Below are 19481 nucleotides of genomic sequence, written 5' to 3'. Positions count from 1 at the left end.
CAAAAGAAAGGAGGTACTTGGGATCTCAACTTTGCGAATTTTTAAGAAGAAAGGGGAAATTGTATGAAAAGGTGGAAAAAATTTATCAGCTCCATACTCGCAATTGCCATAGCCACCAGTACCCTTCCAGCTTCTTTCGTATCCTTTGCACAGGATAATTCCTTTAAGATTGAAGCGGAGACGGGCTATATGGTGGACCGCGACGGCGAGAAGCTTGATCAGGCACCTGCAACGGATGATCAACATGCCAGCGGAGGGGCGTACTATGGTCATTTTGATGACGGTGCTGGCAGAGGGCTTATCCTGGAAAATGTATCCGAGACGGATGCAACATCGCTTTCCATCAAGTATGCTTCTTATAACCAAGGGACCTTCGATATTTATATCAATGCGTCCGAGGAGGCGTACCAACTAGCATTTATCGCTACGGGTGACTGGTATATGGACACCGGGAGAGAGGTTTCTGCGAACATAGAAATTCCGGCCGGTGCAACCATTAAGATTGTCCCCAGCCGGCCCGCCAATATCGACTACATAACGTTGGGGAGCCGGGCGGCGGACTCCGAGTTGATCGAAGCGGAAACAGGGTATATGGTCGACCGCAACGGCAATCAAATAGATCAAGCACCTGCTACAGATGACCAATATGCCAGCGGCGGCGCCTATTACGGCCATTTTGACGACGGAGAAGAGAGAGGCCTTGTGCTGGAAAATGTGACCGATACCGCAAAGACATCTCTTTCTATCGGATATGCTTCCTACAATCAGGGGACCTTCGATATTTATATCAACGATTCGGAAAGCGCTTATCAGCTTTCTTTCACCGCGACAGGCGATTGGTATATGAATACAGGAAGGGAAGCCTCCGGCCGCATTGAAATCCCTGCTGGTGCAACCATTCGAATTGTCCCCAGCCGTCCTGCCAACATCGACTATATTGTCTTGGGAACCGAGACCGATCTCCCTGCCATTCCCAATGAGGATGACTTTGTCTTGATTGAGGCGGAGACGGGCTACATGGTGGATCGCGGTGGTAATCGAATCGACCAGGCCCCCGCGACCGATGACGAGTATGCCAGCGGTGGCGCGTATTACGACCACTTTGACAGCGGCGAGCGCAAAGGTTTGATTTTGGAAAACAATACCGGCGAAGATAAGACTTCCATTGCGATTCGGTATGCTTCCAAAGGGTATACGGGAACCTTCGACCTCTATATCAATGATTCCAAAACCGCGCGCCAGCTCGCATTTACGTCGACCAGCGACTGGTATATGAATACGAGCAATATCGTTTCCGGCCGCATCGACATCCCGGATGGCGCAACAATCAAGATTGTCCCGAGCAATCCGGCGAACATCGACTATATCGTTCTCGGAAATGACGAGACGCTCCCGGTGATCCCGGAAGAAACGGTTTCCCGTGAGCAGGAGCTTGCCCGTCAGATGGAAACCGAAAGCATCGTCCTGGCCCAAAATGACGGCGTCCTGCCGCTCTCTGAGGACACCAAAATCGCGGTATTTGGAAGCGGACAGCTGGCGCCAGCTACCGGCGGTTCCGGCTCAGGAGCAGTCAACGGGGAATACACCTCCAACTTTATTGATGGGCTGTATGAACTGGGGATCGAACCGTACCAGGAGCTTTTGGAGTATTACGAAGCGCGCGTCCACTCCAACAACGACATTGACCATGGCTGGGATACCAGCACAGAATATCCGGACGAATGGGGTACCCCTGTGTATTCCGGGACAAGCTGGTCGCACGCCGCAGGGGTCAATACGCCCGACGTCAAGTTGGATAACGGGGAAATCACCGACGACGGAATCGTCGCAAGGGCTGCGCAAGAGAGCGATGTCGCCATCGTCTACATCACCCGCACTACCGGCGCAGAAGAGATGGACCGCATCGAGCAACCGGGCGACTGGAACTTGAACGCATCCGAGCGGGTGCTTCTGGAACAGGTTTCGGACAAATTCGATCGGATTGTCGCCATTCTCAGCATCAATGGGCCGATCGAAATGTCGTGGGTGAAGGAATACGGCGTGGATGCCGTCATGATCTCCTATGCAAGCGGTTCCCAGAATGGGTACGCCATGGCGGACCTCGTTTTTGGCAAAGAGAACCCGAGCGCCAAGCTTGCGGATACCATTGTCGAGACTTATGACGAACATCCTACAGCGGATACCTTTGGCTACATTACATATTCGGAGATGGGTCTGGATGGCGAAGCCAACCATACTGCGTTTGGCGATGAGGACCCGATCAGCCCCTATCTGGAAAATATTTATGTCGGCTACCGTTACTTCGATACCTTTGGCAAAGAGGTGCTCTATCCCTTCGGAAGCGGGCTTTCCTATTCGGATTTTGCCTTTGAGGATATGGACGTCGGCTTGAATGCTGCGGACAAGAGCATCACTGTCAGCGCGACGATTGAAAATGTCACGGAGGACCCGTCCATTGTCCCCGGCAAAGAGGTAATGGAGGTCTACGTGTCCATTCCAGACGGGAAACTGGAACAGCCCTATCAGAAGCTGGTCGATTACGAAAAGAGCGAAGAGCTTGCAGCGGGCGAATCCCAGCGGATCTCCATCAATGTCCCGCTGAAAGACCTTGCCTCTTATGATGAGGAACGCGCTGCCTATATCCTCGAGCCCGGCACCTACTATCTGCGTGTTGGTTCCTCTTCGCGGGATACCCATATCGCAGGCGCGTTTACAATCGAGGATACCATCGTCGTCGAGCAGTTGACCAATCAATTGGTCATGTCCGACGATGCAAAGGCGTTGTTTGAAGAAAAAGCGTTGACAAAAGAAGAGGCGACCCCCATCACGTATGACGGCGAAGCGGAGGAGATGCGGAAGGCGGAGGCAGAAGCGTTTACCGTCACCGCAGACGATGTGGAGGTAAGCCTGGAAGTCCCCACAGTCACGGAACCAAGCTTCCGTGAGCTTCCGGAGGATGAACCGGTCCATAAATTCTCCGAAGTGCAGTCCGGGGACATTTCTCTGGAAGACTTTGTCGCGCAGATGACCGAGGATGAGCTCATCACCTTCCTGTCCGGCGGCAACTACCGCAAAGACGATGGCGTGGGCTATTCGGACGACAGCGGCATCCCGGAGAATTTTGCTTCCAAGGCTTCCGGCGTTGGCGGCGCAGGGCAGACCCGCAACATCGAACGCTTTTCCATCCCGTCCATCACCTTTGCCGATGGTTCGGCTGGAATTGGTTACAGTGCGATCCCAGGCGTCCGCGATAAAAACATCGGCTGGCCGCGCGCAGCAGCGATGGCCTGCATCTGGAACAAGGAGCTTCTGCGGGAATTCGCGGTCGAGATGGGTAAGGCGATGCTGGACATCAATGTCGATGTATGGCTGGCACCGAGCATCAACTTGCACCGCAATCCTCTGGGAGGACGCGGCAACGAATACTATTCGGAGGACCCGATCCTTTCTGGCCTCGTTGCATCGGTCGTTGCGGAAGGCGTGGCAGAAAGCGGTGTGACAGTCTGCTTAAAGCATTTTGCTGGAAACGACCAGGAGTATTACCGCCGCGGCGTCATCAACGATACCACAGAACAGAATGGCACCAGCCGGGATGCCATCAACGTGATTGCCACCGAACGGACCTTGCGTGAGATCTATTTGAAACCGTTTGAGATGGCTGTAAAGACCGGCAAGGTCATGAATGTCATGTCCGCCTTTAATAAGATCAATGGACAATACTGCGCGTCCAATGAAGGCCTTCTCACCGATATTCTGCGCGGGGAATGGGGCTTCCAGGGCTTTGTAGTGACCGACTGGGGCGACTATGACGTCCTTGCGCATGAAGGGCATGCTTTGGCGGCCGGCAATGACTTGAACATGCCGGGCGGCCACAGCCGGTACTGGATTACAAATAAATACCGCGAGAGCTTGGCGGATGGCAGCCTGACGCTGGATCAGATGCGGCGCAGCGCCTATCGCCTGTTGAACACCATTCAATCGAGTGCACTTTCCTCCATGCCGGAAAAGCACAATTTTGCAAGCAATCTGTCGATTCAATCCACAACCTTGCCCGATGCAAAGATCGGGTTTGAATATTCGGAGAGCAAGGTCAACCCGTTGATTGCCGCCGGAGGGAAAGGCTCGCGCTATTCCTTCCAGGTTGCTGCGGATTCCCCGGCGCAATTGCCAGAGGGCATCACGCTGCGGCCGAACGGAACGTTAACCGGCATTCCCGCCGCTGGGACGGAGGGAAGCTACGACATTAAATTCCAGGTCACGGATAATACCGGCGCCTCGGCAACCAAACAGCTTACCCTGACGGTGAACGGCGAGCTTTCTATTGCTCCGGAAGAACTGCCGGTTGTTGTGCTGAACGAAGCTTACGAACAGAAGCTCACCGCAAGCGATGCGCAGGGAAATCCCGTGGATGCGATTTTTACCACCACGGATGCTCTTCCCACTGGATTGACCCTTTCCGAGGATGGCACGATCCGCGGAACCTGCACCGATATTGGCGACGGGGTATTTGATATCACCATTTCGGTCGTTTCCAAGGACGGCAGCAAAACCGGAACGGTGTCCTATAAGTTGGACGCCATTTCGAGCACGGCGCAGATTGCCACGGAGTCCCTCGAAGATGCCGTTCCCGGCGAATTCTATAGCTTTGCGCTGTCGGCGGACGGGGGCGTCCAGCCCTATACCTGGGAAGTGAGCGCTCTGCCAGAGGGCTTCGTCCTGCACGACGGCGCCATCAAGAGCGGAAGATTGTCCGGAAAGGACTTCTTGGAGCAGACGGTTCCGGAATCTGCCGAAGGTGTTTATGAAATCGAGGTCAAATTGACCGATTCCATCGGCTACGAGGATACCAAGACTTTCCTGTTGAAGGTTGGAAACCCGGACGAAGAGGCCTTTGCGATCACGACCGGCTCCCTGGAAACTGGACGGGTTGGCGCCAGCTATGAAACGGTGTTGACTTCGATCAATGGGGAAGGAGACGTTCGCTATACCTTGGCGGAAGACAGTGATTCTTTGCCAGATGGAATGACTCTTTCAGAGGATGGAATCCTTTCCGGCACACCGTCCCTGTTGTCTTCCAATCTGTATCGCATCGTCATCCACGCAACCGATGGGAGCGGCAGCACCTGCGATCGAACCTATTCGCTGTATATTGCAGGCCAGCTTACCGCCGATCCTGCCGCCTTCCAAGTGCTGAATGCATCGGAAGGAAAAGCGTTCAAGCAGAGCTTTTCCGCGACCGGTGGGTATAACAATGAGTACAAATTCGAACTGGCGGAAGGAAGCAGCGCGCTGCCGGCCGGCCTGTCGATGACTTCCGACAGCTCCGGTATGACCATTTCCGGAACGCCAGAACCGGGAACCGCCGGCACGTATGAGCTCCTCATTTTGATGGATGCTGCGGAATTTGGAGGAAACCCGGTCACCAGCGTGATCCCCTACACGCTAGTTGTGGAGCCGGAGGAGATCAATCTGGCACTCGAAAAAGACGTCTATGCCAGCTCCTACATCGACATGCCGCCGGAATGGGCGGTCGACGGCAATATGGGTACCCGCTGGTCCTGCTACTGGCAGGATGGGGACGTTGACACGCCGTGGCTGACTGTAGACTTGGGCGCAGACTATGCTATCTACCGGGCTGTCATCTACTGGGAGACCGCACAGGCGAGCGAATACGTGATCCAGGTCTCGGACGACAATGAGACGTTCACCCCGGTGGACGTGGTCGGGCGTTCTCTCAATGGCAACACCCATACGTGGGAAATCGAGGCTACCGGCCGCTATATCCGGATGCAGAGCATCAAAGCGGCTACGAAGTGGGGATCGTCCATCTTTGAATTTGAGGTGTACGGAACTCCGGCGGAAGAAACGGATTATAGCATTGCCTCAAAAACCTATGCGATAGATGCAGAAAACGCCATTGTTTCTGGCATCCCGGCGAAGACGACCGCAGAGGATGTCCTGTCCGAATTGACTTGCCAGGCACAAGATGCAACGATTCAAATAGTTGATGCGTCTGGAGAAGCCCTAGATGGCGGTGGCATGGTTGCTTCTCAGATGAAGGTACAGGTTGTCGCTCACAATGAAGTCAGAAAGGAATATGTGGTTTCCGTGCTAGGCGATTTGGATGGATCTGGCGGCCCAAGTGAGGCGGCTATCGAACAAATCCAATCTTACATCCTCGGGGATGCTTCTTTGAATCTTCTCCAAGCATTGAGCGCGGATGTCAAGCCGGATGGAAAGATCAATGTGCAGGATCTTGTTTTGATAAAAAAATCGATCTTGCTCGGCCAATGACTCTTGCAAATCCTAGTTAGATAACCTTTAAATGGCCCCTAAGCCCCTTATACAAGGCTTGGGGGCCAGCTGAATGAAGCAGACCAATGACTATGCGGCGATTCCCTCTAAAATAGAACATCCAGATATGGAAAAAAGGCGGTATTCCGATCCCGTGCGAAGGGCACATAACCGGAATATCGCCTTTTCTTTTGAAGTTGATAGGAGAGAGGGCTGCTTTAAAAAGATCCTTGCTGTTTGTTGCTGGCACGCACGATTCCTTCCAGCGTGGCCAATCCATCGGATACCATGAGACCATTTCGTGGGATGGGCTCTTTTACATTGGCCCATCCATGTTCGTCCAGTTGTATACCGGCAATTTCCGGTTTATGATGGAATTACAAACGTAAAAACCGGCTTGCCTTAATCAAATCCGGACCTGTCCCCGGTTCTTCGTACCGCCGAAGAAGCAGGGAATGGCAAGAGATGTTCTGGCCTTGTTTGAACCGTTTATCTGGCTAAGGACAGCGCAGCGTTCGCCGTTTGCCAACAGTTGCAATTGATCGTTTAATCCCGAAGATCCGCGTTCCAATCGAAGATAATCCCTGTTTTGGGGTCCATTTCAAATTCATATTTCATGTTGTTATAGGACAGTTCACCCTCGTACCGGCCGCGGCCATCGCCATGTTCTTCCCAAATTTGAATCATATCTGGAGAGGCACCGGGAACTTTTGCTTGGATAATAGCACGGGCTTCCTCTAATGTTACGGCCTTTCCGCCAAGTGCGTCCAGCCATTGTTCATCAACCTCATAATCGGCCCCCACGATCTGACCACCGGAAATTGACACTTCGAAGTCGTAATCTCCATAATCAGTTTCAAATTCAATATCATAAATAGGGATGTCATGATCTCCGTCCCGCTCTATCTTTACATGATAAGCATCTTCCTCTGGAACACCAGCGTTGGCAAGGGCAATGGATAAGGCTTCTTCTTTGTCAATTGCTGAGGAGAAGATCTCTTCCTGCGAACCGCTGTTTCCTTCAAGTAGCACAGAACCGGCTGCTTCACTCTCAATAGAAGCATCATCTAGGGTAGATGGGATGTCCGATAAATTCACAGAGACAGGATTCCTTCCTGTATTTTGGAAGAATGTAGCCCCTTTTAGATGACAACCTGTAAAAGTGGTGGAAACGAAAAGAAAGGCTAGCGCTGTAACCCATATATGTTTTTGCTTGTTCATGAAATTCTCCCCTTACTCGTTCAATTGACCAGTAAAAGCAAAATAACCGGATGTACAAGTTTATGAGGCCACGCAACAGGCTGGAACAACTATTTATTCGCAGATCGCGCCATAGCACTCCGGCCGGCGGTCGCGGAACATCCCCCAGGAAAGCCGCGCCTCCCGGATCGCGGCAAAATCGTACTGTGCGCACAGCACGGCGTCGCCTTCGCGCCCGGCCTGCTGCAAAATGGCGCCGGTCTCGTCGGTCAAAAAACTGCTGCCATAAAATTGCAGTGCAGAAGTCTGCCCGCCGTTTTCGGGGCAAGGGGTGACACGTTCGAGCCCATAGCGGTTGGCCGCTACCACGGGCACGACATTTGCCGCCGAATGGCCCTGCATGGCGCGCTGCCAATGGCCGGCGCTATCCACTTCCAAGATCGGTTCGCTGCCGATGGCGGTAGGGTATAAAAGCAAATCCGCACCTAGCAATGCCATGCAGCGCGCCGCTTCCGGGAACCACTGATCCCAGCAGATACCGACGCCGATTTTGCCATAGCGGGTGTCCCATACACGGAAGCCAGTATTGCCAGGCGTAAAGTAAAATTTCTCCTGATAATAGTGGTCGTCGGGAATGTGGGTCTTACGGTAAACGCCCAGGACGCGTCCATCGGCATCGATCATGGCGATGGAGTTAAACAGCCGCGTACCGTCGGCCTCATAAAAGCTGACGGGCAGCACAACGCCCAATTCTGCCGCCACAGTGCGCAGACGCTGCACAGCGGGATTTTCGCTGACAGGCGCGGCATAGCTGTAATATTCGTAACGGCGCTCTTGGCAGAAGTACGGGCGCTCAAACAGCTCCGGCAGGAGGATAATCTGCGCACCTTTGGTAGCCGCCTGGCGCACCAATGATTCCGCATGGGCCAAATTTTCGGTGGGGTCTTCGACACAGCGCATCTGCACGGCGCTGACAGTAGTAATGGGCATGGGTTCCTCCTTTTTGTTTACGGACGATTCAATGATAAATGTGGTAGTATCTACAATCTACGCGAAGGATGCTGCGTACCACAAGCGGACTTTTTGCGGCACAAAACGACATGGTTTTCGCCAAAACAGGCGGCCTTACCGCGCAACCTTGGAAAATATATAGGGCTATATAAAACTGGTTCTTTTACGAATAGAAATTCATAAGGCGGACATTCCGCCGTGGCTGTCCGTGGCCGGGACTTGCTGCGTAATGCAGTGGATGTTGCCCCCGCCCAGCAAGATTGCGCGCGCGTCGATACCAATGACACGCCGGGTGGGGAAGGCTTCGCGCAGGATCGCCAGTGCATGGGCGTCGCTGGCAGCATTTTCTCCGCCAAACTGTGGCACTAGCACCGCGCTGTTGGCAATGTAAAAGTTTGCGTAGCTCCCGGCCAGACGGTCGCCGGGTTCGCGCATGTCCTCGCCAGGGGCAAAATCGTAGGCGGCGCAATCGGCTTCGGTGCACAGGATTGGATGGTCGGGGATGGGCAGCAGACGCACCTTCAATTTGCGTCCCGCCGCATCGGTTACATCGTTTAGATAGTCCAGGCATGCCTTTGACATTGGATACTGCGGGTCAGCTTCGTCGCCGGTCCAAGCTAACACGACCTCGCCCGGCGCTGTGAATGCACAGACGTTATCGACATGCTCGTTTGTCTCGTCCAGGTAAATGCCGCGCGGCAACCACAGAATCTTGCGGATGCCAAGATAGGCAGCCAACTTCTGCTCGATCTGCTCACGGGTCAGGCTGGGGTTGCGTCCAGCACTCAGAAGGCAGGCTTCAGTCGTCAGAAGGGTACCTTCGCCGTCCACGTGGATGGAGCCCCCTTCCAACACAAAATCGCCTGCATCGTAGCAGTCGACGCCCAGCGCCTCGCATAGCGCGGCGGCTACAGCGTCGTCCTTATCCCAATTGGCATACAGGCCGTCGACCGTTCCGCCCCAGGCATTGAACCGCCAACTGATCCCGCGCAGCGTCTTGCCGTCGGTTACAAACGTCGGCCCTACGTCGCGCGCCCAAGCGTCGTCGCTCTCAATTTCGTGTACGGTTATGCGGGGGAGGTCCGCCACAGCTGCGCGGGCGGCGGCCGCATCTTCGGCGCCGGCAAGCAGATAGACATCCTCTTCCTTGGCAATCTCGCGGATCACGTCCAGAAAAGCGCGCTGTGCGACCGATGGGTCGCGTCCCCAACTGCCGGGGCGAACAGGCCAGATCAACACGGTGGCGCTGTGAGTGGCAAATTCGGCAGGCATAGTAAAACCGTCTGCGGTGGGCAGGGTGTGTAACAGTGCCATGTCAGGAAAGCCTCCCTTTGAAATCTTCATAGCCGAACCGCCGTACCATTTCGCAGCTGCCGTCTCTACGGCGCAGGGCGATGTCCGGCAGCGGCATGCCGTTAAAGGTGTTGTTTTTGACCATGGAATAGATGGCCATGTCGCCAAATACCAACCGGTCGCCGATTTTTGGCATCTCATCAAAGCTGTAGTCGCCGATCACATCTCCGGCCAGGCAAGTGCGCGCGCCCAGACGGCAAGTTACGGCTTTTTCGCCAGGCTCCCCAGCGCCGTACAGCGGCGGACGGTAGGGCATTTCCAGCACATCCGGCATATGACAGGCCGCTGATGCATCCAGAATCAGAATTGGCATCCCGTTCTCGACGACATCCATCACCGTGGTAATCAGTGTGCCGGAATTCAGAGCAATGGCCTCGCCGGGTTCAAGGTACACTTCAACACCGTAGGTTTCGCGGATGCGCCGGATCAGCGCCTCCAATGCGGCAAGGTCGTAGCCTTTCCGGGTGATGTGGTGCCCGCCGCCCAGATTCAACCAGCGCAGCCCGTGTAGAAATTGCCCGAACTTTTTCTCGAACGCTTCAAACGTCTCCACGAGCGGCGCAGCATCCTGTTCGCACAACGTGTGAAAATGTAGGCCCTCGACGCCCTCCGGCAAGATATCACCCAGTGCGGCGTGGGGAATCCCCAGCCGCGAACACGGCGCGCAGGGGTCATAGATGGCGTGGCCTTCCTGCGTCGAATGCTCGGGATTGACCCGCAGCCCAACACTAACCCCCGCCGCCTGCCAGACGGGGCGGTGGTGCTCCAGCTGGCGCAGCGAGTTAAAGCTGATATGATCGCAGATTTTGCACAGCTCGGCCATCTCTGCGTCGGTATAGGCGGGGCAGAAGACGTGGTTTTCGCCGCCAAGCTCTTCGTGTGCCAAGCGCGCTTCGTATAGGCCGCTGGCCGTTGCGCCCGAGAGATAGTGGGCAATGAGCGGGTAGACCCGAAACATCGAAAACGCCTTCTGCGCCAGCAGGATATGGCAGCCGGTGCGCTGCTGGACACCCTGCAAAATTTCCAGGTTGCGGATCAGCGCGGCCTCGTCAATTAGATAGACCGGGGTGCGCAGTTCTTCCATCGAGCAGTTTGCCATGGCGCTCACTCGACGGTAGCGGGGGCCTCATCGACCACCCACGGCAGTCCATACTGATTCAGCAGGTCCATGAACGGGTCGGGGTCCATCTCTTCCAGATTGAAGACGCCCGGCTTCTTCCACGCGCCGTTCACCACCAGCGCCGCACCGATCATGGCCGGTACGCCGGTGGTATAGCTGATGGCCTGACTGCCAACTTCTTGATAGCACTCCTGATGGTCGCAAACGTTGTAGATATAAATGGTCTTTTCCTTGCCGTCCTTGATGCCGGTAAAGATACAGCCGATGTTGGTCTTTCCCTTGGTGCGCGGGCCGAGGGTGGCCGGGTCGGGCAGAAGGGCTTTCAAAAACTGAATGGGCACAATCTCGCATCCCTCAAACATGACGGGGCTGGTCGACAGCATACCGACATTCTCCAGACATTTCATATGGGTCAGGTAGCTCTGGCCGAAGGTCATAAAGAAGCGGATGCGCTTGACGCCGGGGATGTTTTTTGCCAGCGACTCGATCTCCTCGTGGTGCAACAGGTACATGTCCTTTTCGCCAACCTGCGGGAAATCGTAGGTGCGGTGGATTTCCATGGGCTTGGTTTCCACCCAGTGGCCATCTTCCCAATAGCTGCCGTTTGCTGAAACCTCGCGCAGGTTGATTTCGGGGTTGAAATTGGTGGCAAAGGCATAGCCGTGGTCGCCGCCGTTGCAGTCGAGGATATCGATGGTATGGATCTCGTCAAAATAATGCTTGAGGGCATAGGCCGAGAAGACGCTGGTGACGCCGGGATCAAAGCCGGAGCCAAGAATGGCGGTCAGGCCAGCCTCGCGGAATTTCTCGCGGTAGGCCCATTGCCAGCTATAATCGAAGTAAGCGGTAAAGCCCTCCTCCTTGCAGCGCTTCTCATAAAGAGCGCGCCAGGCGGGGTCATCGGTGTTTTCCGGCTCGTAGTTGGCGGTATCGATATAGTCGACGCCGCAGGCCAGGCAAGCGTCCATGATGGTCAAATCCTGATAGGGCAGCGCGACGTTCAGTACGGCGTCGGGTTTGTACCCATTGATCAGGGCTTTGAGTTCTTCGACGTTGTCGGCGTCCACCTGTGCGGTGGTGATTTTAGTGGTGGTCTTTCCGGCCAACTTTTCCTTCAGTGCGTCGCACTTCGAGACCGTGCGGCTAGCAATGCACAGCTCCGTGAAAGTCCCGCTGTTTTGGCAACATTTCTGGATGGCGACTGAGGCGACGCCCCCGCAGCCGATAACCAACAGTTTGCTCATGAGATACACACTCCTTTTATCATTAGCAGAGATTGGATAACGAATTCAGATGAAAAAGATATTTCCAGGACAGTATGGGGGAGGAAAACTGCCGTTCAACGATCTGGCCTACCCGTTCTCTTCTTCCTCCAAAAGTTCTTCGACATAACGTGGCAACATAAAAGCCCCACGGTGCAGATGGGTTGAGTAATACCACGTTTTGATGTGGCGGGCATTCCAGCGAGCTGCGTTAAAATCCTTCAGTGGATGATATTTTTTCGACGCAAAGCCGAATAGCCAGTACCCCGCCGGGCAGGTGGGAATATGCGCCTGGTATACACGGCTGATAGGGAAGCTGCGGTAAGCACGCTTGTGCATAGCGCGGCAAGTTTCCTCGTCCTCGTCGTAGAAGGGGCTGCCGTGCTGATAGACCATGATGCCATCCTCGTGCAGCGCTTTAAAGCAGCTGCCGTAAAACTCTTTTGTGAAAAGCCCGGCCGCGTGGCCTAAGGGATCGGTACAGTCATTGATGATCAGATCATAATCGTCCGATTTGGTTCGCAGGAATTTCAGCCCGTCCTCGTAGAAGATACGCACACGGGAGTCGCGCAGGCCGCAGGCATTATCCGGAAAATATTTACAACAGACGTCCACGAACAGCTTATCCGGCTCGACGACGTCGATTACTTCGATCTCGTCATACTGCGAAAGTTCGCGCGCGACGCCGCCGTCACCGCCGCCCAAAACCAGGACGCGGCACACATTGGGGTGGACAGCCATCGGGACATGTACAATCATTTCATCATAGGTGAATTCATCTTTTTCGGAGAAGATGACGCTGCCGTCCGACGTCAAAAAGCGACCGAACTCCGGTGAATCAAACACGTCGATGTGCTGGAATTCGCTCTCACCGTGGAATACCTGTTGCTCGACGCGGATGCTCAACTTGACGTTGTCGGTGTGCAATTCACCGAACCAGAGGTCCATATTCTGCATACGATCACTCCTTCAATACATACAGATGGGAGATATCCGAACTAGCCGGCCCCTGCATCGAACAGCCTTTTTCCTTTGCAAATTCGATGTAGTCGATGATCTCCTGGGTGATGACCTCGCCAGGAGCCAAGATGGGGATGCCCGGCGGGTAACACATCACAAATTCGCTGCAAATGCGCCCGGCTGTCTCGTCGATGGGTAGGCATTCCTTTTCCGCATAAAATGCCCGCTGTGGCGTGGCTGCCACCGTGGGGGAGATATACTCTGAGGTGAAAATATTTGTCTCCGGCTTTGCGTAAAGCCGCTTGATATCAGCCAGCGCACCGACCAGACGCTCGATGTCCTGAATGCGGTCGCCAATCGATATGTAGGCCAACATGTTGGACAGGTCGCCGAATTCGACCTGAATGTCGTATTCATCGCGCAGCAAATCGTATACCTCAATGCCGGTCAATCCGATGCCGCGGGTGTAAACGGCCAATTTGGTTACATCAAAATCGAAGATGCTGCCGCCATTAATTAATTCCGAGCCATAGGCATAGTATCCACCGATTTCATTGATCTCGCGCCGGGCGTACTCGGCCATGTCGACCACGCGGGAAAAGCTCTCGGCACCGCGCAGCGCGAGGTTGCGGCGGGAAATGTCGAGGCTTGCCATCAACAGATATGAGGCGCTTGTCGTTTGGGTCAAGTTGATAACGCTGCTGACATATCCAGCATCGACATTTGGTCCAAGGAGCAAAAGCGAACTCTGCGTCAGGCTCCCGCCGGATTTATGCATGGAGATGGCGGCCATATCAGCGCCCACGCGCATGGCGGGGCGGGGTAACCCGGGGCCAAAATACAGATGGGTACCGTGCGCTTCATCAACCAGTGCCAGCATGTTGTGTTCGTGGGCCAGATCGACCAGCGTTTTTAGGTCGGAGCAGATGCCGTAATAAGTGGGATTGTTGATAAAAACGGCCACCGCATCGGGATTTGCCTCCATTGCTGCGCGCACGTCCTCGACTTCCATGCCCAGAGGGATGCCCAACCGTTTGTCGACTTTGGGATCAATATACACAGGGGTTGCCCCACACAGCACCAGTGCATTAATGGCGCTTTTGTGGACGTTGCGCGGCAGGATGATCTTGTCGCCGGGCTTGCAAGCAGCCAGCACCATCCCCTGCACAGAGGAAGTCGTACCGCCCACCATCAAGAAAGCATGTGCCGCATCAAAGGCGTCGGCGGCCAGTTCTTCGGCTTTGCGGATGACGGACACCGGGTGGCATAGGTTGTCTAGCGGTTTCATCGAGTTGACATCGATACTGACACACTTCTCGCCCAGCAGTTGTACAAGTTCGGGATTGCCGCGGCCGCGCTTGTGGCCTGGCACGTCAAATGGCACTACACGTTGACGCCGGAAGCGCTCAAGCGCAGTATAGATCGGCGCCTGCTTTTGGCGTTCCTTGTCCAATGTTCATTCCTCCTGTATCTATCCTTACAGTATCCCGCAAAATGGCAAAAGAAAAAGCAGACAGTGCCCGCCACACGCGACAAGCACTGCCTGCGAAACGATCTATAGGACAGAACAAGCCCCCTTACCATTGCGCGTAAGGCGCACAGGGGGATTTTAGTATCCGGCTGCCTGATCCGTACACTTCAGAGTTTCCGGCGCGCACTAAAGAGGCGCGGCCTTAGCAAATATACTTTACCTACTCTTATTGACGTTTCACAAGTGGTGTGCGATCGCACGGGAAAGAAAGGACCAACTTATAAAATTTGAACCCTGAAAGGTCCATCAATAATTGCGGTGCATTACACCGCACGCGGCAACGGCCAGCCCTGTCCGATGAGCTTTAGGCGGGATTCCCGCCCGGCCAAATATATTTGCATGAGAAGTGCCGTGGCAACATCTATGCATAGCACTTTTATTGTAACATAGATTTGGGCAATGTCAACCGTTTTCGGCGTGATGCGCCATAAGAAACCGGAATGCTACACGAAACCAGCCTGCTTGGCGGCTTCTTATGCGCTATGTGGTAAATGAGAATCATAAAACACAACTTTAGGATCTGCTTTTAAGAATTTATATTGGGAGATCACCGCACAAAATGCAAGAAAAAATCAGACTTAGAACACTCTACCCGCTCCCGATAAAGGATGGAATGCCTTTAAAAGAAGGATTAGACATCCCTAGAAAGATGTAGTATTCTATAGTAGGAGCAGCGCATATGGGCAACGCTTGCAAAACCGGCGGCCGGTTGGAATTCCGGCCGCCGCCGTTGTTAGACTGGAAAGGCCCATGGAAGTAGATCCTACCAGTTGTTTCCGCGAGTTTATTTGTGCGTAAATATTTGGTGGGATCAGTTCAAGTGTTTTTATGCGCACTGGGAAGCCTTTTCCCGTGTGGGAAAAAATTGTGCGAAGGCCTTGGGCCCCCATAAATCTGGATTCAAACATGTGCGCTCCTCATTATACCGGTAAAGGTAAAAGGATTCTAACAGAAGGGATCACGGAACGTTTTCCTAACCAAAAGTTGGCAGAGACGGTCCAGGAATTATAAAATATGAAACAGAAAAAATGGCCTTTTTTTGTAGTAGGCATACTTTTGCTGGTTGGGATTGTAGGGAGCATTTTCGTGCTCCAACAACCGGATACCCAAATCGTGGAAATCGTTCAAGATGGGGAAGTGCTCTATCAGTTTGATTTGGAACAGGCCAGCGATCAAACCATCGAGGTGCAATATGAAGGCCGGGTTAATACCATAGAGATCAAAGACCATCGAATCCATATGTTGGCGGCAGAATGCCCCGACCAGACATGTGTGCATATGGGATGGTTGGATTCGTCCGTGCCAATTGTTTGCCTGCCGCACCACCTGGTGATTCAGTTTGCAGAGAATGGGAATGCATTGGATGGAATGGTTGGCTAATGGGGGTGACAGGTTTGAAAGTAAGAAAGTTGACGGAATTGGCGATGCTTACAGCAGTAGCGCTGATTCTTTTTGTTGTGGAACTCCAAATACCAAACCCTTTTCCAATTCCCGGTGTGAAACTGGGGTTGGCAAATATCATCACTGTCTATGCGGTTTACCATTATCGCGTAAGAGAAGTGTTCCTTTTGGTAGTAGCCCGCATTTTATTGGGCTCTTTTTTTGGTGGAGGGATGATGACCCTTATGTACAGTATGGCAGGAGGTTTATTTTGCCTTGTTGGGATGCTGTTGTTAAAGAGGTTCCTTTCAGAAAAGTATATTTGGATTTGTAGCGTGTTGGGCGCTATATTTCACAATATTGGTCAGATGACTGTGGCCTGTATGGTCGCAGGGTGGGGGATATTGTTCTATCTGCCGTTTTTGCTGATTTCTGGATGCTTGGCCGGGGGATTTACAGGGGTGTGCGCACAATTGATTTTACGCAGAACATCTTTAGAAAAGCAAACCCGTCATTTAGATTGATTAGAGATCAAAACAGGAACAATAGGATGTATTTTGGTAGTGTCTAAAGAACATGACCTTAAAAAGTGGAGCGGGGAAAAACTCCAGAGGCTCTTAAGAAGAGTACCAACGGTTTGAAGACAAAATATGGGGGTGTCAAACAAACGGAGTGCAGATCTTAGGATGGCTTAGGGGAGGGGAACCATTTAGGAAAGCATTGGTAAAATCAATCCCTGCAACAACGTTGAGAATCCCTCATCGAATGGGCAATTCTTTCTTCAGGTCTTTTGCCCGAAACGGCCTTAAAACATTATGCATGACAAAAAAGCCAAACCTGGGATGCTTCCTGCATCCCAGGTTTGGCTTGGTGCCGCTAACCGGACTTGAACCGGTACGGAATCACTTCCGAAGGATTTTAAGTCCTTTGTGTCTGCCAATTCCACCATAGCGGCAAATAACGGTAATTATTATAGCACAACACTCGCCCAAAAGCAACGGTTTTGTGCCGGCGAGCACGGGCGACAAGGGGGAAAATAGCATCTCCTGAATGGCCCGATGGGAGGGGGAGGCCATTCAGCCCCCTTGAAAAACCTCCTCAAGGAGACGGATTTCTTCGGCATATCCGTTGAGGTCATTTGGTGTTTCCAATTCAAAGGGTAATGTACAAAGCACAGGATGATTGATGATTTTGGTTAGAGCAGGTAATCCAATATGTCCCTGGCCAATTTTGGCGTGCCTGTCCTTATGGCTGCCAAGCGGATTCAGGCTGTCGTTTAGGTGAATTGCACGGAGCCGGCCTAGCCCGATGACCTTGTCAAACTCCTCTAAGACACTCTCAAGATGATCCACTATGTCATATCCAGCGTCAAAGACGTGACAAGTATCCAGGCAGACCCCCATTTTATCCGTGAGTTCTACCCGGTCGAGGATTGCACGGAGCTCTTCAAATGTACGGCCGACTTCACTACCTTTTCCAGCCATCGTTTCCAAAAGGACCGTTGTATGCTGATCTGGGCGGAGAATGCGGTTCAGACCTTGCGCAATGAGCTGAATCCCTATCTCCGTTCCTTGCTTCACATGGCTTCCCGGATGGAAATTGTAAAGGTTTCCGGGAAGATATTCCATCGTAGCGAGGTCTTCCGTCATAGCTTGGACGGCAAACTCCCGGAGGCCCTCGTCTGCGGAACAGAGGTTGAGGGTATAGGGTGCGTGCGCGACCAATGTAGAAAAATGTTCTTGTTCTGCCAAGTTATTGAATGCAGCGATATCCGCAAAGTTGACCGCTTTTGCTTTGCTGCCGCGCGGATTGCGGGTAAAGTATTGGAAGGTGTTTGCTCCAATGGAAAGGGCCTCCTTTCCCATGTGCAGATATCCCTTTGAAGAGGATAGATGACATCCAATGTTCAACATAGTATTTCCCTCGCTTGATAAAAGTGAATCCAATCTTAATGAAGTCCGTGTGGATACCTGAAATATAAAAAATACGGCCGTCCAAATCGGGTTCATAACAGGAAACATCAAGAGCAGTCCGGCCAGAAGATCCCCTTTGTAGTATATCATAGGGGCCTGTATCTGTTAAGATATACGGCTACAGGAAAATCAAAAATAGCAACACAAAAAAGCCCACAGGGAAATGTGAGCTTAAATGGACGCACAATCCTGTCAGATTGAATCGAAAAGGACATCTAATAGATGGTCGGGGCTTAATTGTCCTCTCGTACAGCGTTGAGCAAGCGCAGTTACGAAAGATGGATCTGTGGAAACATCTGAAAAGAAGCTTTTACGTTCCCAGCCTTTTTCTGTATATTGGAAGACGGCAATACCAAAAGAACGGTAATGTCCAATAAAAGGGGAAAAGAGAAATTCTTCAGAAGGAACGTATCGATACATGGGCATTTGCTTCCTCCAGATAATCTTTGATATCCAAGTCGAAGAAATAGACAAGGCGAAGAAAAATTTCTGTACCAGGCAAAATGTCCCCTTTTTCGATCTTCTGATATTCGCGTAATGAAATGAAGACAGCATCAGCGGCTTGCTGTTGCGTTAACTTGCGGTCGTCCGTTCGTGCGTGAAAGATATCGTGGGAAAGACGCTTTTTAAGAGACATGAATATTCCTCCTCAAAAAGAAGAATATTCCAGTCTGCTCGATAAGGCGACGAATGATCATTCATATTGTGAAAGATGTAAAATTACATCACTAGATTTTTGTGAAATATCGAATAAAGAAAGATTTATACATAAATATTTGTAAAAATTAAAAATATTTATGTTTATAAAGTAAACAATTGAAAAATTACTTACAGATCTTTGAATGAAACGATTTAGAAAGTAACAAACGTGTTCGAAATGCAAAAGATTCTATGAACCATTAAGTTAGGTCTTTATGGTGGAGAGTAGGGCTTCAAATTCGAACCGAGAGCCGCAGAAAAACGTCCGCCACCGCCTATCTCACTTCTAAGCTGTAGCCAATGCCGCGGACACTTCGGATATAGAAATCGGAGGCGTTGCCCAAATTCAATTTACAGCGGACTCTATATACATGGTGGTTGACAATCTCCCGGCCCGTTCCATAATCTGGTTCTTTCCGTATGTGCTCATAGATTTGGATAAACGTAAGGACTCGGCCAGTGTTTTGAGTAAGGCATGGAAAGATATCGGATGCTCTCCTTGATAAGGATCACGTCAGAATCACTTGGATATACACAGCACAGCGTTCAGATTGGTGTATGGTGAGATCCGTGATAACACAGATTTTGGCATCCATCCTCCGTTAGGCTTTGGACATCTACATCATGAAATGCAAACAGTGAAAGCCGAATGGCAGAAGAGGTACCGAGATCATCTTATATGGGTTTTCTTCGCATTT

13 protein-coding genes, 1 tRNA gene and 1 pseudogene are annotated in these 19481 nt (G+C 52.3%); 3 read left to right on the top strand and 12 right to left on the bottom strand.

Features of this window, described 5'->3' with window-relative positions; all coding sequences use genetic code 11:
• Nucleotides 1–63 precede the first annotated feature (63 nt).
• Nucleotides 64–6294, top strand: coding sequence for a putative Ig domain-containing protein (locus I2G69_RS09500; protein WP_195560696.1), 6231 nt, complete (start codon nucleotides 64–66; stop codon nucleotides 6292–6294).
• Nucleotides 6295–6840: 546 nt separating this feature from the next.
• On the opposite strand, the gene I2G69_RS09495 is transcribed toward I2G69_RS09500, so the two are convergent.
• The 7 genes from I2G69_RS09495 to I2G69_RS09465 form a co-directional block, all read right to left on the bottom strand.
• Nucleotides 6841–7515 (bottom strand): PepSY domain-containing protein, encoded by a 675-nt coding sequence (locus I2G69_RS09495; protein ID WP_191362351.1) that lies wholly within the window; start codon nucleotides 7513–7515, stop codon nucleotides 6841–6843.
• Nucleotides 7516–7608: 93 nt separating this feature from the next.
• On the bottom strand, nucleotides 7609–8484 hold the full coding sequence (gene aguB, locus I2G69_RS09490) for an N-carbamoylputrescine amidase (RefSeq protein WP_191405273.1): 876 nt from the start codon (nucleotides 8482–8484) through the stop codon (nucleotides 7609–7611).
• Nucleotides 8485–8682: 198 nt separating this feature from the next.
• Entirely contained in the window at nucleotides 8683–9819 is a 1137-nt protein-coding gene (gene aguA / locus I2G69_RS09485) for an agmatine deiminase (protein WP_243254934.1), read from the bottom strand.
• A 1-nt stretch (nucleotide 9820) separates the two neighbouring features.
• A complete protein-coding gene (gene nspC / locus I2G69_RS09480; protein WP_195560694.1) occupies nucleotides 9821–10957 on the bottom strand; it encodes a carboxynorspermidine decarboxylase in 1137 nt (378 codons plus the stop codon).
• A 5-nt stretch (nucleotides 10958–10962) separates the two neighbouring features.
• Nucleotides 10963–12222 (bottom strand): saccharopine dehydrogenase family protein, encoded by a 1260-nt coding sequence (locus I2G69_RS09475; RefSeq protein WP_191395510.1) that lies wholly within the window; start codon nucleotides 12220–12222, stop codon nucleotides 10963–10965.
• Between the two features lie 108 nt (nucleotides 12223–12330).
• A complete protein-coding gene (gene speE / locus I2G69_RS09470; RefSeq protein WP_087229551.1) occupies nucleotides 12331–13188 on the bottom strand; it encodes a polyamine aminopropyltransferase in 858 nt (285 codons plus the stop codon).
• 13 nt (nucleotides 13189–13201) lie between these two features.
• Nucleotides 13202–14653 (bottom strand): aminotransferase class I/II-fold pyridoxal phosphate-dependent enzyme, encoded by a 1452-nt coding sequence (locus tag I2G69_RS09465; RefSeq protein ID WP_087228816.1) that lies wholly within the window; start codon nucleotides 14651–14653, stop codon nucleotides 13202–13204.
• Between the two features lie 1092 nt (nucleotides 14654–15745).
• On the opposite strand from I2G69_RS09465, the gene I2G69_RS09460 reads away from it, so the two are divergent.
• Together I2G69_RS09460 and I2G69_RS09455 are read left to right on the top strand one after the other, a co-directional pair.
• On the top strand, nucleotides 15746–16111 hold the full coding sequence (locus tag I2G69_RS09460) for a NusG domain II-containing protein (RefSeq protein ID WP_087228813.1): 366 nt from the start codon (nucleotides 15746–15748) through the stop codon (nucleotides 16109–16111).
• 14 nt (nucleotides 16112–16125) lie between these two features.
• Nucleotides 16126–16635, top strand: coding sequence for a Gx transporter family protein (locus I2G69_RS09455; RefSeq protein ID WP_087229548.1), 510 nt, complete (start codon nucleotides 16126–16128; stop codon nucleotides 16633–16635).
• A gap of 344 nt (nucleotides 16636–16979) precedes the next feature.
• On the opposite strand, the gene I2G69_RS09450 is transcribed toward I2G69_RS09455, so the two are convergent.
• The 5 genes and pseudogenes from I2G69_RS09450 to I2G69_RS14550 all read right to left on the bottom strand — a co-directional run.
• A tRNA-Leu gene (locus tag I2G69_RS09450) sits at nucleotides 16980–17066 on the bottom strand.
• Nucleotides 17067–17187: 121 nt separating this feature from the next.
• Nucleotides 17188–18024 carry a deoxyribonuclease IV gene (locus I2G69_RS09445; protein ID WP_191362346.1) on the bottom strand — a complete coding sequence of 279 codons (837 nt, stop codon included), beginning with the start codon at nucleotides 18022–18024 and terminating at the stop codon, nucleotides 17188–17190.
• Between the two features lie 252 nt (nucleotides 18025–18276).
• Nucleotides 18277–18504, bottom strand: a complete 228-nt coding sequence (locus I2G69_RS09440; protein ID WP_140400293.1) for a DUF6514 family protein — start codon at nucleotides 18502–18504, stop codon at nucleotides 18277–18279.
• Nucleotides 18482–18721 (bottom strand): helix-turn-helix transcriptional regulator, encoded by a 240-nt coding sequence (locus tag I2G69_RS09435; RefSeq protein WP_087228807.1) that lies wholly within the window; start codon nucleotides 18719–18721, stop codon nucleotides 18482–18484. The genes I2G69_RS09440 and I2G69_RS09435 overlap by 23 nt, the downstream gene beginning before the upstream one ends.
• Before the next feature lie 337 nt (nucleotides 18722–19058).
• Nucleotides 19059–19277 (bottom strand): annotated as a pseudogene (locus I2G69_RS14550) (winged helix-turn-helix domain-containing protein); the annotation flags it as partial.
• Nucleotides 19278–19481 lie beyond the last annotated feature (204 nt).

It is taken from the genome of Anaeromassilibacillus sp. D41t1_190614_C2, from assembly GCF_015558525.1.
Classification (GTDB): domain Bacteria; phylum Bacillota; class Clostridia; order Oscillospirales; family Acutalibacteraceae; genus Anaeromassilibacillus; species Anaeromassilibacillus stercoravium.
The sequence above is the reverse complement of the archived record's forward strand: the minus strand, read 5'-3'. Positions and strand labels throughout refer to the sequence as shown.